This is a genomic window from Pseudomonas sp. WS 5410, from assembly GCF_012985645.1.
GTDB classification, from domain to species: domain Bacteria; phylum Pseudomonadota; class Gammaproteobacteria; order Pseudomonadales; family Pseudomonadaceae; genus Aquipseudomonas; species Aquipseudomonas shahriarae.
The window spans coordinates 14,082-27,209 of sequence record NZ_JAAQWS010000027.1 but is presented as its reverse complement, the minus strand read 5'-3'; the positions used below and the strand labels follow the sequence as shown (position 1 = coordinate 27,209).

Sequence of the window (13,128 nt, the reverse complement as noted above, 5' to 3'; positions counted from 1 at the left end):
ATGCCGAAAATCATCCATGTGCTCGCCTTCGCCAATGTGCAGGTGCTCGACGTCACCGGACCGTTGCAAGTGTTTGCCTCGGCCAACGACCTGGCGCGCCAGCAAGGCTTGCCGTTGCCCTATGCGGTCAACGTGATTGCCGCCCAGGCCGAGCCGGTGATGACCTCCGCCGGCCTGGCCCTGGTGGCCGAGCCGTTGCCTGGCGCCGACACGCCCTGCGACACCCTGGTGATTGCTGGCGGCTGGGGCGTGTATGGGGCGGCCGAGGATCCGCAACTGGTGGAGTGGGTCAGGCAAAAAGCCAGGCACTCGCGGCGCATGACTTCGGTGTGCACCGGCGCCTTCCTGCTGGCCGCCAGTGGCCTGCTCGATGGCTGTCGGGTCGCCACCCACTGGACGCGCTGCGAGGAACTGGCGCGCAAATACCCCAGGTTGCAGGTCGAGGCCAACCCGATCTTTATCCAGCAGGGCTCGCTCTGGACCTCGGCGGGCGTCACGGCCGGCATCGACTTGTGCCTGGCCCTGGTGGAACAGGACCTGGGCCGCGCGGTGGCGCTGGAAGTGGCGCGGCACCTGGTGGTGTTTCTCAAGCGCCCCGGTGGCCAGTCGCAGTTCAGCGTCACCCTGTCCCTGCAAAAGGGCGGCAGCCGCTTCAGCGAATTGCATGGGTGGATTGCCGAGCACCTGCACCTGGACTTGAACATCGCGACCCTGGCGGCCGCGTGCGGCATGAGCGAACGCAGCTTCGTACGCCATTACCGCGCCGAAACCGGCCAGACCCCGGCCCGGGCGGTGGAACTGATCCGCGTGGAAACCGCACGCCGGCAACTGGCCGACAGCGCCGTGGCAATCAAACGCATCGCCGCGCAATGTGGCTTTGGCAGCGAAGAAACCATGCGCCGCAGTTTTATCCGCGCCTTGTCGATCACCCCGCAGCTTTATCGCGAGCGGTTTTCGGCGCCGGCCTGAGTCTGTTCAAGCAGTTCAAACAGTGCATCGAGCGTGGCCTGTGGTGCTTCCTGGGGAATATTGTGGCCCACCCCGGCGAGCACCCGGCGCCGATAGAATCCGCTGAAATTACCCACGTCGTCATCCACCTCGGGAGCCGGGCCGACACCGTCGTCGGCACCGCACAGCGAAATGGTGGGCACCGAAATCGGCGGTGGTTGCACCAGCGCCTGTTCAATCACTTCCAGCGCCGGATCACCCTCGGCATACATGAAGCGATGGCGATAGGAGTGGATCACCACCTCCACAAAGTCCGGGTTATCAAACGAGGGTGCCGTCTGCGGGTAAAGGCTCGGCCCCGCAGCCCAGGAGGGCGACCAGAGCGACCACAACAGTTCGCACAACTCGCGGCGGTTGGCGGTCAGGCCATCGATACCCCGTTGGGTGTGGAAGTAGAACTGGTACCACAACCGATGCTCGGTGACTGGCGCGCGGGGCTGGATGGACTTTGCGATGTCCTGGATGTTGTAACCGTCGCCAGTGACCAGGCAGCGCACGCGCTCGGGCCAAAGCGCCGCGACAATGCACGCGGCGCGCCCACCCCAGTCATAACCGGCGAGGGCGGCCTGGTCGATGGCCAGGGCATCCATGAAGTCCAGCAGATCCTTGGCCAGCGCCGCCTGTTGGCCGGAGCGCATCACCTGGGCGTGCACAAACCGGGTCGGGCCGTAGCCGCGCAGGTAAGGCACCAGCACGCGATAACCAGCCTCGGCCAACACCGGCGCAATGGCATCGTAGCCGCGAGGGTCATAGGGGAAACCGTGCAGCAGAATCACCACTTCACCGTCGGCCGGGCCATGGGCTTCGTAGGCGATATCGAGCATGGGAGTACGGATATACAGCAGCGCGATCGAGGGGCTCATTGGGACTCCGTTCGGGTCACAGCAGGGAGCCTGGACTTTAGCGCGAAACCTTTACGTGTTCATGGGCCAGCAGCGAAAACACGTGCAGATCCTGGTAGCCACCGGCCCAAAACCCGGCCTCGCGCAGCACGCCTTCGCGGGTAAAGCCCAGCCGGCCCAGCAGTGCCTGGGACGGCAGGTTACGCGGATGGACCAGCGCTTCGACACGGTGCAGTTGCATCTGCGCAAAGCCCCAGTCGAGCACGCTGCGCAAAGCCTCGCTCATCAATCCGCTGCCCCTGGCTGACGGCGCCAGTTCGCAGGCGAGGGCGCAGCTGTTCCACTGGCGATTCCATTTGAACAGCCCGCAGGTGCCCATCAACTCACCGGCGTATTCCAGGACCCAGCGCGTGCCCGGATTGGCCTGGGTTCGCCAGTGGGCGAAGGTGGCGATCAGGGCGTGGGCCTGGGATATGTCGGTCATGGGGTCGATGCCAAACCAAGGCATGGCCTCGGCATCGCGATAGATCGCAAACAGCGCCGGGGCGTCGTGGGGGGTCAACTCCCGGAGCCGCAAGCGTTCGGTGTGCAGGGTGGGGAAAGTATCCACGTGGTGTGGTGCGGTTGGCATAGGTATCGACTGAACATTTTCGGGCGCCAGGGGCGGGTTCATATTCGTTCCTTGAATACAGGAGGAGGCAGGCAGATAGCTCGCTCAAGGTCGCAAAGATCAAAGGTGGGAGCTGTCGAGCGTTAGCGAGGCTGCGATGACGTCAGTACAGCCAATGTTGAAGTTGCCTGATAGCGCCTACAAGGGTTTCACTTCGCTGCTCGATTCTCAAGGTTGCCACACGGTTTTCTCCCCGCTCAACTTGCGATCCAGAAACGTCGCCGCGCTGATCAAGGCCAAATGGCTCAATGCCTGCGGTGTATTCCCCAGATGTCGCGCCTGGCTGTCGAATTCCTCGGCATACAGCCCCAGCGGGTTGGCATAGCGCAGCAGTTGCTCGAATTCCAGATGGGCCTTTTCCACTTGCCCCGCGCGGGCCAGACATTCGACGTACCAGAATGAACAGGCGGTAAACGCCCCCTCTGTGCCTTGCAAACCGTCAATTTGACTGTCGTCATTGCGGTAGCGGTAGACCATGCCATCGCGCACCAGGCTTTTCTGGATGGCGTCCAGGGTCGATAACCAGCGTGGGTCGGTGGCCGCCACAAAACGCACCAGCGGCATCAACAGCATCGAACCATCCAGGGCAGTGCTGCCGATGTGCTGCACGAAATGCCCGCGTTCTGCGTTCCAGAAGTTGCTCCAGATATCTTCATAAATCGCCTGGCGGGTCTGGTCCCAGCGGGCGAACGGCGCCGGCAGCGAGCGCTTGGAGGCCAGGCGGATCGCGCGGTCGAGTGCCACCCAGCACATCAGCCGCGAATGCAGGAAGTGATGTTGCTCGCCACGCATTTCCCAGATGCCGACGTCTTTCTGGTTCCAGGTTTCGCACACTTGGTCCACCACTTCCAGGGTGTGTTTCCAGCCCTCATGGGAGATGGCTTCGCCGTACTTGTTGACCAGGTACACCGCGTCCATCAGTTCGCCGAAAATATCCAGCTGCACCTGGTCAAAGGCCTCGTTGCCAATGCGCACCGGTTGCGCGCCGCCGTGGCCGCTGAGGTGGCTCAGCTCGGTTTCCGGCAATTGCTGGCGGCCGTCGATGCCATACAGGATGTTGATTTTCATCGGTTGCCCGCAACAATCGCTGACGCGCCCGCGCAACCAGCGCATGTAGTCATTGGCTTCCTGGACAAAACCCAGACGCATAAAGGCGTAGACGGTGAACGAGGCGTCGCGGATCCAGGTGTAGCGGTAATCCCAATTGCGTTCGCCGCCGGGGGCTTCCGGCAGGCCGAAGGTGGCCGCTGCGAGGATCGCGCCGTGTTTGCGCGAGGTCAGCAGCTTCAGGGCCAGGGCCGAGCGATTGACCATTTCCCGCCAGCGGCCGCGGTAGTTGGACTGGGCCAGCCAGCCGCGCCAGAATTTCAGGGTGTGCTGCAGGTGCAGGTCGGTACCGTCGCTGGCCACGCGTATGTCTTCCCGGCCGCCAAGGACAAATTCGGCCCCCTGGTCCTGGTCCAGGGTAAAGCAGGCGACGGCGGCGTCATCTGCGATCTGCAACGGCACGCTGCTGGCCAGGCGCAACCCAGGCAGGCCCGGCGCCTCGAAGCACACATCAGCGTTATCGGCGGTGGCCCGAGTGGGTGCCCGGGCATAGTCATGGCGCACCGCGCAGCGCAGGTGCAGGGTGGCCTTGCCGCTCACCACGCGCACCCGGCGGATCAGCAGGGGCAGGTCATCAACGTCATCGCTGATACTCAGCAGGTCGGTGATTTCCACCACGGCGTCATCACTCAGCCAGCGGGTTTGCAGGACATTGGTATCCGGCAGGTAGATCTGTTCCCGGCGCGCCTGGGGCAGGTCCGGGGTCAACTGGAAAATCCCGGCGGCGGGGGAGTCCAGGAGCGAGCAGAAGATCGACGGGCTGTCGAATTCCGGCCAGCAGAAAAAGTCGATGCTGCCCTGGTCGTTGATCAGCGCCGCACTGCGCATGTCACCGATAATGCCGTGGGCGTCGATGGCGCTTTGCGCTTCGTTTTTCAGATCAACCATTGTCTTTGAACTCCGGGTAGAGACTCATGCCGCCGTCGATAAACAAGGTGCTGCCCACCACATAGTCGGAGGCATCACTGGCCAGCCAGACCACGGCGTTGGCCACATCTTCGACGTCGCCGACGCGGCCATAGGGGATCAATTTCAGCAACTGCTGTTCGGCATCGCCCTCGGTGGCGGCGCGGTTGATGGCGGTGCGGATCGCCCCCGGCGCGATGCCGTTGATGCGGATCCGTTGGTGGCTGACTTCCTGGGCGAGGCTGCGCATCAGCATCTCGACGCCGCCCTTGGAGGCCGCGTAATTGACGTGGCCGGCCCAGGGGATCAACTGGTGCACCGAACTCATATGGATGATCTTGCCGGCGGCCCGGGATACGCCTGCTCGCACGCCCTGGCGGTTAAAAATACGCAGGGCGGCGCGGGCGCAGAGGAACTGGCCGGTGAGGTTGACGCCAATCACCGCGTTCCACTCCTCAAGGGTCATGTCGCTGATGGCGGCGTCTTTCTGCAGGCCCGAATTGGCCACCAGGATGTCGAGGTGGCCGAAGGCGTCGAGGGTCTGCGCGAACAGGCGCTCGACATCGGCTTCCCTGGACACATCGGCGCCGATCGCCAGGGCCCGGCCACCGGCCTGGTTGATCTGCGCGGCTAGGGCCTGGGCGGGTTCTGCCTGGCTGTTGTAGTTCACCACGACTGCCGCGCCGGCCGCAGCCAGCGCCCTGGCGGCCCCCGCGCCAATGCCGGAGCTGGCGCCGGTGACTACGGCGACTTGTTGTTCCAACGAGATGCGCATTGTCCATCCAGCCTTTATTCCAGAAGTCCATTCAGCTGACTGACGGCGCGGGGCACAAGTTCAGTGGCCTGTCTGGAATGCGACGATGGCTGTCTATATCTATCGTTTTCGCCAGCGGGCTTTTAGTTAGAATCAGTGGCTTAACGACGTGAGACGCAGCCCATGACAACTGTGCACCGGCCTTGGCTTGAGGCTTATGCCGACAACTACCGCAACGACGAAGTGGTCCATCCCCATTGTCATACCCAGGCGCAATTGATCCACGGCGTCACCGGGGTGATGGTGGTCAGTACGGCCCAGGGCAGTTGGCTGGTGCCGTCCGGGCATGCGTTGTGGGTACCCGCCGGGACGCCCCACGAGATTCGCATGGCCGGCGAAGTGCATATGCGCACCCTGTTCCTGATGCCCGAGGTCGAGCCGAGCCTGGGCCGCACCTGCCAGGTGATCGAGGTCTCGGCACTGCTGCGCGAGCTGATCGTGGCGGCGACGCTGATCGCCGGTGAAGTCAACAGCCCACGCTTGCAGGCCATGGTGGAAGTGATCCGCATGGAGCTGCTGGCCGCGCCGGTGGTGGCCATGCATGTGCCGGTGCCTGGCGAAGCCCGCCTGGCCAGGTTGTGTACCCGGTTTATCCGCAACCCGGCCGATGACAGCAGCCTGGAATCCTGGGCCGACACCCTGAACATGAGTGCGCGCACCCTGAGCCGGATTTTCCAGCGGGAACTGGGCATGAGCTTTGGCGAATGGCGCAAGCGTGCGCGTCTGGCCCTGAGCCTGAAGCTGCTGGCCCAGGGCGCCTCGATCCTGGAGGTGGCGCTGGAACATGGTTATCAGAGCCCGAGTGCGTTCAGCGCGATGTTTCGCCGCTCACTGGGTTATCCGCCGAGTCATTTTCGTCCCCAGGCCTGATGTTGCTTCATGTAACCCAATTGTCCGTTTGGCGACGATAGATGGCCCTGGCGCGGGCGAATCCGCCAGGGCGCATGCCTAATCTGCAAAGCTCATTCTTCAGCGAGCTTTGTGATGCCCAGCCTTGTCGTTCATCCCTCCACCAGCAGTCACCCCCCGGCAGTTCTGACCCTGCTTTTGCTGGGTGCGCTAGCCGGATGCCGTGGCCTGCCCGACGAGCCCGCAGCGCAGCTGACGGCCCGGGCGGCGCCGCAATTGTCCAGCGGGTCAGCGGCCCAACCGCTGCCCGAGCGCTGGTGGCAGCTTTACCGTGACCCGCAATTGGACCGGCTTGTAGAGCAGGCCCTGAACCATAACCAAGACCTTGCCGCCGCCGCCGCCCATGTCGACGCGCTATTGGCGCGCCTGGAGCAGGTAGATGGCGAACGCCAACCCTCGACTCTTCTGACCTACGGCGTCGGTTACGGCCGCAGCCGAGACGACCAGACCCTGGCCCAGGCCCGCGATGAGCGGGCCGAGACCCAGTGGAGCCACGCCCCTGGATTTTCCCTGAGCTACACCCTCGACCTCTGGGGCGAGGTGCGTTATCGCCTGGCCGCCGCCCGTGCCGATGCGGATGCGGCGCGGGCGCTGGAAGACGAATGGCGGGTGACCGTGGCCGCGCAGACCACCCGGGCCTATGGCCAGGCCTGTGTCTACGCGTTCAGCCGCCAGGTGCAGCGTCATTCGGTGCAGGTGTTGGAGCGTAGTGTCGACGTCACTCGCACACTGCAGAAGGCCGGCGCGGCGACGGCGCTGGACCTGGCGCGCCTCAATGGCCTGCTGGAAGAAACCCGTGCTCCGCTGCCGATGTTGACCGCGCGCTATCAGGCGGCCCTGTATGAGCTGGCGGTGCTCAGTGGCGTGCCGCCCCTGGAGGTGGCCCGGCAAACCTGTGCCCGGCGCCCACAATTGCAGGCGCCGCTGCCCGTGGGCGATGGCTGGGCGCTGGTGCAGCGACGGGCCGATATTCGCCGTGCCGAGCGCCAGCTGCAAGCGGCCACGCTGGCCATTGGTGTCGCTCGCGCCGAGTTGTATCCACGGGTGACCTTCGGTGCCGCGCTGGAGTCCTCCGCGAGCAGCCTGGGCAAGCTGGGGACCAGTGAAGCGCTGGTGTACTCCGTGGGGCCGTTGCTGTCCTGGCGCTTTCCCCAGCGCGGGGTTGCCCAGGCCCAAGTGAGCCAGCGCCGGGCCCAGGCGCGCGAGGCCCAGGCGCGTTTCGACGGCACGGTACTGCGTGCCTTGAAACAAGTCGAACAAGCCCTGGCGCTGTACCAGGGCGAACAACAGCGCCGCCAAGCCCTGCAGGCCGCGCTGGACAACAGCCAGCAGGCCCATGAGCTGGCCACCCGCAGCTATCGGGCCGGAGCCCTTGATGCCCTGCAACTGCTGGACAGCGAGCGCAACCTGGTCAACCTCCAGGCCCGCGTGGCCCAGGCCGACCTGCGCTTGATCAACCGCCAGATCGACCTGTTCCAGGCGCTCGGTGGTGGCTGGCAACGCAATGATCAACCTCACCCCTCACCCCTTGCTGCCCTTGGAGCCAAGCCATGAACCAGGCTGTTGAACCCGCGATCCTGCCATCCACTTCCAGCTTGATGCAGCGCCATCGCCGCGCCCTGCTGACGGGCGCATCACTGGTGACGCTGTTGGGGGCGGGGCTGTTTGCCGCGTATTGGTGGCAGTTGGGGCGATTTCTGGAAGAGACCGACGACGCCTACGTGCGCGCTGATTGGGTCGCCGTCAGCCCGCGGATTGCCGGCTATGTGGCCCAGGTGCTGGTGGAGGACAACCAGCCGGTCAAGGCCGGGGATGTGCTGGTGCGCCTGGATGAGCGTGATTTTGTCGAGCAGCTGCGCAGCACCCAGGCGCGGTTGCAGCAAGCCCGGGCGGCGGCGAACGCCCGCCAGTCCAGCCTGACCACTCTCGACGCACGGCTCGACGAGCAGCAGCAACGTATCGCCCAGGCCCAGGCTGCCCTGCATAGCAGCGAGGCCGAGGCCCATCGTGCGCGCCTGGACTTCCAGCGCTACCGCGATCTGGTGGATCAACAGATCGCCACCCGCGAGCGCCTGGAAACCGCTAGCGCCGGGCGGGCCAAGGCATTGGCAGCGGTGACCGAAGCCCGTGCCCAAGTGGCCCGGCAGCAGGCCCAGTGCCAGGTGCTGCAGGCGCGCCGCCAGCAGGCGAAGGCGCGGATCGCCGAATCCCAGGCCCGGGTGGGTGAGGCCCAGGCCAACTTGGCCCTGGCCCAGAATGCCTTGAATGACACAGCGATCCGCGCGCCGTTCGACGGCGTAGTGGGCCAGCGCAAGGTCCGCCGCCAGCAGTATGTGATGCCGGGTCTGCCTTTGTTGGCGGTGGTGCCGGTGGCACAGGCCTATGTGATCGCCAACTACAAGGAAACCCAGTTGCAGCACATGGCGCCGGGGCAGGCGGTCGATATCGCGGTGGACAGTTTTTCCGGCCAGCACTGGCGCGGCCAGATCGAAAGCATCGCCCCCGGTTCCGGTGCGGTGTTCGCCTTGTTGCCCCCGGACAACGCCACCGGCAATTTCACCAAGATCGTGCAGCGCTTTGCGGTGAAGATCCGCCTGGTGGCCGACGAGACGAATGCACCCGTGATCTTGCCGGGGATGTCCGTGATCGCCACGGTGGACACCCGCCCGGCCAGCCAGCAGGACGGTTCCCATGGAGGCTGATGGGCGCACCTCGAACGTTTCGTTTCGCGCCTGGGTCGCGGTGATCGGTGGTTTGTTCGGCTGCTTCATGGCCGGCATGAATGTGCATGTCACCAGCGCCGCCCTGCCGGAAATCGAAGGTGCGCTGGGGGCCACGTTCGAGGAGGGCTCGTGGATTTCCACGGCCTATCTGGTGGCGGAAATCATCATGATCCCGCTCACCGCGTGGCTGGTGCAGGTGTTCTCGTTGCGGCGGGTGATGCTGTGGGGCTCCGGGGTTTTCCTGGTGGCCTCGGTGGCCTGTTCGATGGCGCCGAACCTGCCGGTGATGATCGTCATCCGGGTCATTCAGGGGGCGGCGGGGGCGGTGCTGATTCCGTTATCGTTTCAGTTGATCATCACCGAACTGCCCGCCAGCAAGATCCCCCTGGGCATGGCCCTGTTCAGCCTGGCCAACAGTGTGGCCCAGGCCGCAGGGCCGTCCATTGGTGGCTGGCTGACCGATGTGTATTCGTGGCGCTGGATCTTCTACCTGCAACTGTTTCCCGGTATCGCGCTGTTGGCGGCAGTGGCCTGGTCCATTGATCGCCAGCCGATGAACCTTGGGCTGTTGCGCCAGGGCGACTGGTTGGGCATCGCCTGCATGGTCCTGGGCCTGGGGGCGTTGCAGATCGTATTGGAGGAGGGCGGGCGCAAGGATTGGTTCGGTTCGGCGTTTATCGGCTGGATGAGCGTGGCGGCGGCGATGGGCCTGGTGGGCTTTGTCAGCCGGCAATTGTGGGGCCGCAAAAGCTTTATCAATCTGCGGTTGTTGGCGCACTACAACTTTGGCGTGGCCAGTGTGGCGATGTTTATCTTCGGTGCCAGCACGTACGGCCTGGTATTCCTGGTGCCCAATTACCTGTCACAGATGCAGGGCTACAACGCCAGCGAAATTGGCGTCAGCCTGATTGCCTATGGCCTGGTGCAACTGGTGCTGGCGCCGTTCCTGCCACGACTGATGAAGTGGTTGAGCGCAAAAATTCTCGTGGCCTCCGGTTTTGCGATCATGGCCCTGGGCTGCTGGATGGGCGCGCACTTGTCGGCAGACAGCGCCAGCAACGTGATCATCCCCTCGATCGTGGTGCGCGGCATTGGCCAGCCGCTGATCATGGTGGCGCTGTCGGTGCTGGCGGTGCATGGGCTGGCCAAGGCACAGTCCGGCTCGGCCTCGGCAGTGTTCTCGATGTTGCGCAACCTGGGCGGCGCGGTGGGCACGGCCCTGCTGGCGCAACTGGTGGTGGTGCGCGAGCAGGTGCATTCGGCGCGCATCGGTGAATCGTTGAGCATTTTCGAACCGGCTTTGCAGCAACATTTGCCGGGCGGCGGATTGTTGCAGGAGCAATGGCCGGAGCAGCAGCAAGTGCTGGGGTTGCTCGACCAGAGCGTGCGGCACCAGGCATTTTTGATGGCTTACAGCGACGCGTTCTACCTGGCGTGTGTGGCGCTGACCTTGTGTGCGGTGGCGGCGTTGCTGCTTCGTCGCACTTGATGGCTGTCGCGGGTTCGTGTTGTGGCGAGCAATTCAGCGATTGGGTTTCAGCCCCCGCAGCAGCAACTCCAGGCCTTGCAGCGCTTGCTCCAGGCATTCGTCCGGGCGTTCGGCATGGGCAATCCATTGCGCCGTATCTACCAGGCTGCCATTGATCAACCGGGCCAGTGCCAGGCTGGGGGCATGCTCGATAAGCCCGGCCTGCATCAATTCATCCAGCAGCCGACGCAATGATTCGATGCAGTGCTGCTGGGCCCCCACGTCTGCACCCAGCACCGCCGGTGCATCTTGCAGCACGATCCGCTGGATCTCGGGATCCTGGGCCATGTGCAGGTAGGCGCGGCAGCGCTCGCAAAAACCGTCCCAGGGGTTGTTGGCCTGAGTGCTGATTTGTTGCAGACGGTCATCCATTTCGCTGTCGAGTTGCGCGACCACCGCGGCCAGCAGTCCTTTCTTGTCGCCAAAGTGATGGTACAGCGCCCCACGGGTAAGGCCGGCGCGGGCGGTAAAATCATCCATCGAGGTGTTGGCAAAGCCTTGGGTGGCAAAGGCATGGCGGGCGCTGGCCAACAGGCGGGCGCGGGTTTCTTCAATCATCTCGGCGCGGGCTCGGCTCATGGAAAACGCTCGCTAGTTGCGGGTGAGTGGTTGACATACGCCGCGTATGTTACTCATGATTTGTCACATACGCACCGTATATCTTTTCCCCGGATTGCATTGAATGGCAAGCTCCAGGGCTCCCAGCAAGAGGTCACGCACCATGGCAAACCCCTACGCCGAGCTGTTCCAGGCGCCAGGTTCCAGGGCTTTTGTATCGGCCGGCATGCTCGCTCGCATGCCGATATCCATGACCGGTATCGGGCTGATCACCATGTTGTCCCAACTGCGTGGCGGTTATGGGTTGGCGGGCGCGGTGGCGGCAACATTTGCCCTGGCCACGGCCTTTTGCGCCCCGCAGGTTTCGCGACTGGTAGACCGTTATGGCCAGGGCCGCGTCTTGCCGGCGGCAGCCATGATCGGCGGCGGGGCGTTGTTGCTGTTGTTGCTGTGTACCCGTTTGCAGGCGCCGGACTGGACCCTGTTTATCTTTGCCGCCCTGGCCGGTTGCATGCCCAACATGTCGGCCATGGTGCGGGCGCGCTGGACCGAGATCTACCGTGGCCAGCCACGTTTGCAAACAGCCTTTGCCCTGGAATCGGTGCTCGACGAGGTGTGCTTTATCCTCGGCCCGCCGCTGTCGGTGGGATTGTGTGTGCTGCTGTTTCCCGAGGCGGGGCCGCTGGTGGGGGCGATCCTGTTGGCGGTTGGTGTGACCGCCTTTGTTCTGCAAAAACAGACCGAGCCTGCCATTCACGCGCAACTTGAGCACCAGGGCAGTTGGTTGATCACCCAGCCGTCGGTGCTGGTGTTGATAATCCTACTGGTGGCCATGGGCACCATTGTCGGGGTGGTAGACGTGGTCAGCGTGGCGTTCGCCCAGCACCAGGGCCAGCCGGCTGCCGCGAGTATCGTGCTGTCGGTGTATGCCATCGGCTCGTGCCTGGCGGGGCTGGCCTTCGGTGCGCTGAAGCTGAACATGCCCTTGCCCCGGCAGTTCCTGCTCTGTGGCCTGGCCACTGCCCTGACAACCCTGCCACTGCTGTGGGTGGGGGATATCCTCGGGCTGGCATTGGCGGTGTTTGTGTCCGGGCTGTTTTTTGCCCCGACCTTGATTGTGTCCATGGCGCTGGTGGAGCAGGTCGTGCCACCCAGCCGCCTGACCGAAGGCATGACCTGGCTGATCACCGGCTTGAGTATCGGCGTGGCCATCGGTGCCGCGAGTTCCGGCTGGATGATCGACCACTTTGGCGCCGCCAGCGGGTTCTGGGTGGCGCTGATGGCCGGGGCAGTGGTGCTGGTGTCCGCTTTATTGGGCTACCGCCGCCTGGGATGAGTCACCCCAGGGCGGGGTGGCTGTCTGTACGGTGATGGCGCAGGAACTCGTTCAGCGCCTGGCGTGTCAGGTCGTTGAGCGTGACCTTTTTCTGCGTCGCCGCCAGGGCCGCAGCCAGGTGCAGATCATGGCCGACCCGTACATTGAAGGAGCCTTTGCAGGGCTTTTCCGGTGCCTGGCCCAGGGTCTGGCAAGTAGCCAGATAATCCTCCACGGCCTCGCGAAAGGCGGCCTCCAATTGGGCCACGGTCTGCCCTTCGTAACTGACCAGGGAGCGGATAAACAGCAGCTTGCCGAACAGGCAATTGTCCTCGACGCTGGCTTCTATGGAGCCGATGTAACCTTTGTGTTTCAACTGGTTGCTCACTGAATCAAGCCTCCTGATTCCAACTGTTCAATGATCTGGCGCCGAATGTAGTACTTCAGTTCATTGCCAGGGTGGGGCTTGTGCAAGGTGATCATTGCACTCGGGTCGCCTATGTCGAACTTGACGCGGCTCCCAGCCCCTTCGATTTGTCGGTAACCCAGCCAGCCTAACAATGTCACGAGCTCAGGCCAGGTAAATGCCATCTGCAGGTTAAGCAGTTTGGCGAGCAGCTTTTCATTTTTGGACACGGCGCTCCCTGCGTGTAACTAAATGTAGTTGCAAATACAGTGCTCCGTCAATGATAGGGCCGCTTCGCGGACTTCTCCCGGGTTTGATGTAACGCCCGATGACTGCAATCGC

Annotated in this window: 13 protein-coding genes; 6 read left to right on the top strand and 7 right to left on the bottom strand. The window is 63.8% G+C overall.

What is annotated here, in order from left to right; genetic code table 11:
- Nucleotides 1-969: a DJ-1/PfpI family protein gene (locus tag HBO24_RS26845; protein ID WP_115127916.1), complete on the top strand. Its 969-nt coding sequence runs from the start codon at nucleotides 1-3 to the stop codon at nucleotides 967-969.
- Here the strand turns inward: HBO24_RS26845 and HBO24_RS26840 are convergent.
- From HBO24_RS26840 to HBO24_RS26825, 4 genes are all read right to left on the bottom strand, one after another.
- The gene (locus HBO24_RS26840; RefSeq protein ID WP_170045255.1) at nucleotides 939-1,871 is read right to left on the bottom strand and encodes an alpha/beta hydrolase; all 933 of its coding nucleotides are present in this window, start codon (nucleotides 1,869-1,871) and stop codon (nucleotides 939-941) included. The two genes, HBO24_RS26845 and HBO24_RS26840, sit on opposite strands and share 31 nt — an antisense overlap.
- Nucleotides 1,872-1,908: 37 nt before the next feature.
- Complete coding sequence (locus HBO24_RS26835; RefSeq protein WP_262153095.1) at nucleotides 1,909-2,523, bottom strand: GNAT family protein; 615 nt, start codon at nucleotides 2,521-2,523, stop codon at nucleotides 1,909-1,911.
- Between the two features lie 165 nt (nucleotides 2,524-2,688).
- Nucleotides 2,689-4,515: a glycoside hydrolase family 15 protein gene (locus HBO24_RS26830; RefSeq protein WP_170045254.1), complete on the bottom strand. Its 1,827-nt coding sequence runs from the start codon at nucleotides 4,513-4,515 to the stop codon at nucleotides 2,689-2,691.
- Nucleotides 4,508-5,308 (bottom strand): glucose 1-dehydrogenase, encoded by an 801-nt coding sequence (locus HBO24_RS26825; protein ID WP_057439105.1) that lies wholly within the window; start codon nucleotides 5,306-5,308, stop codon nucleotides 4,508-4,510. Before HBO24_RS26825 ends, HBO24_RS26830 begins: the two co-directional genes overlap by 8 nt.
- A gap of 162 nt (nucleotides 5,309-5,470) precedes the next feature.
- Here HBO24_RS26825 and HBO24_RS26820 point away from each other — a divergent pair, with 162 nt between their 5' ends.
- From HBO24_RS26820 to HBO24_RS26805, 4 genes are all read left to right on the top strand, one after another.
- Entirely contained in the window at nucleotides 5,471-6,217 is a 747-nt protein-coding gene (locus tag HBO24_RS26820; RefSeq protein ID WP_057439104.1) for a helix-turn-helix transcriptional regulator, read from the top strand.
- A 114-nt stretch (nucleotides 6,218-6,331) separates the two neighbouring features.
- Entirely contained in the window at nucleotides 6,332-7,810 is a 1,479-nt protein-coding gene (locus tag HBO24_RS26815; protein WP_170060687.1) for a TolC family protein, read from the top strand.
- Complete coding sequence (locus tag HBO24_RS26810) at nucleotides 7,807-8,958, top strand: HlyD family secretion protein (RefSeq protein ID WP_170060686.1); 1,152 nt, start codon at nucleotides 7,807-7,809, stop codon at nucleotides 8,956-8,958. Before HBO24_RS26815 ends, HBO24_RS26810 begins: the two co-directional genes overlap by 4 nt.
- The gene (locus HBO24_RS26805) at nucleotides 8,948-10,468 is read left to right on the top strand and encodes an MDR family MFS transporter (RefSeq protein WP_170060685.1); all 1,521 of its coding nucleotides are present in this window, start codon (nucleotides 8,948-8,950) and stop codon (nucleotides 10,466-10,468) included. The genes HBO24_RS26810 and HBO24_RS26805 overlap by 11 nt, the downstream gene beginning before the upstream one ends.
- Before the next feature lie 33 nt (nucleotides 10,469-10,501).
- Here the strand turns inward: HBO24_RS26805 and HBO24_RS26800 are convergent, their stop codons facing one another.
- Nucleotides 10,502-11,086: a TetR/AcrR family transcriptional regulator gene (locus tag HBO24_RS26800; RefSeq protein ID WP_170060684.1), complete on the bottom strand. Its 585-nt coding sequence runs from the start codon at nucleotides 11,084-11,086 to the stop codon at nucleotides 10,502-10,504.
- Between the two features lie 142 nt (nucleotides 11,087-11,228).
- Here HBO24_RS26800 and HBO24_RS26795 point away from each other — a divergent pair, with 142 nt between their 5' ends.
- On the top strand, nucleotides 11,229-12,401 hold the full coding sequence (locus tag HBO24_RS26795) for an MFS transporter (protein WP_169961242.1): 1,173 nt from the start codon (nucleotides 11,229-11,231) through the stop codon (nucleotides 12,399-12,401).
- A gap of 1 nt (nucleotide 12,402) precedes the next feature.
- Here HBO24_RS26795 and HBO24_RS26790 read toward each other — a convergent pair whose 3' ends face one another.
- Both HBO24_RS26790 and HBO24_RS26785 read right to left on the bottom strand, forming a co-directional pair.
- Nucleotides 12,403-12,768, bottom strand: coding sequence for a type II toxin-antitoxin system HicB family antitoxin (locus HBO24_RS26790; RefSeq protein ID WP_057439100.1), 366 nt, complete (start codon nucleotides 12,766-12,768; stop codon nucleotides 12,403-12,405).
- Nucleotides 12,765-13,016 carry a type II toxin-antitoxin system HicA family toxin gene (locus HBO24_RS26785; RefSeq protein WP_057439099.1) on the bottom strand — a complete coding sequence of 84 codons (252 nt, stop codon included), beginning with the start codon at nucleotides 13,014-13,016 and terminating at the stop codon, nucleotides 12,765-12,767. Before HBO24_RS26785 ends, HBO24_RS26790 begins: the two co-directional genes overlap by 4 nt.
- Between the last annotated feature and the right edge of the window lie 112 nt (nucleotides 13,017-13,128).

What these genes read in the sequence shown, in the direction of transcription:
- HBO24_RS26845 (WP_115127916.1), top strand. Translation starts at nt 1, where the DNA reads ATGCCGAAAATCATCCATGTGCTCGCCTTCGCCAATGTGCAGGTGCTC.
- HBO24_RS26840 (WP_170045255.1), bottom strand. Translation starts at nt 1,871, where the DNA reads ATGAGCCCCTCGATCGCGCTGCTGTATATCCGTACTCCCATGCTCGAT.
- HBO24_RS26835 (WP_262153095.1), bottom strand. Translation starts at nt 2,523, where the DNA reads ATGAACCCGCCCCTGGCGCCCGAAAATGTTCAGTCGATACCTATGCCA.
- HBO24_RS26830 (WP_170045254.1), bottom strand. Translation starts at nt 4,515, where the DNA reads ATGGTTGATCTGAAAAACGAAGCGCAAAGCGCCATCGACGCCCACGGC.
- HBO24_RS26825 (WP_057439105.1), bottom strand. Translation starts at nt 5,308, where the DNA reads ATGCGCATCTCGTTGGAACAACAAGTCGCCGTAGTCACCGGCGCCAGC.
- HBO24_RS26820 (WP_057439104.1), top strand. Translation starts at nt 5,471, where the DNA reads ATGACAACTGTGCACCGGCCTTGGCTTGAGGCTTATGCCGACAACTAC.
- HBO24_RS26815 (WP_170060687.1), top strand. Translation starts at nt 6,332, where the DNA reads ATGCCCAGCCTTGTCGTTCATCCCTCCACCAGCAGTCACCCCCCGGCA.
- HBO24_RS26810 (WP_170060686.1), top strand. Translation starts at nt 7,807, where the DNA reads ATGAACCAGGCTGTTGAACCCGCGATCCTGCCATCCACTTCCAGCTTG.
- HBO24_RS26805 (WP_170060685.1), top strand. Translation starts at nt 8,948, where the DNA reads ATGGAGGCTGATGGGCGCACCTCGAACGTTTCGTTTCGCGCCTGGGTC.
- HBO24_RS26800 (WP_170060684.1), bottom strand. Translation starts at nt 11,086, where the DNA reads ATGAGCCGAGCCCGCGCCGAGATGATTGAAGAAACCCGCGCCCGCCTG.
- HBO24_RS26795 (WP_169961242.1), top strand. Translation starts at nt 11,229, where the DNA reads ATGGCAAACCCCTACGCCGAGCTGTTCCAGGCGCCAGGTTCCAGGGCT.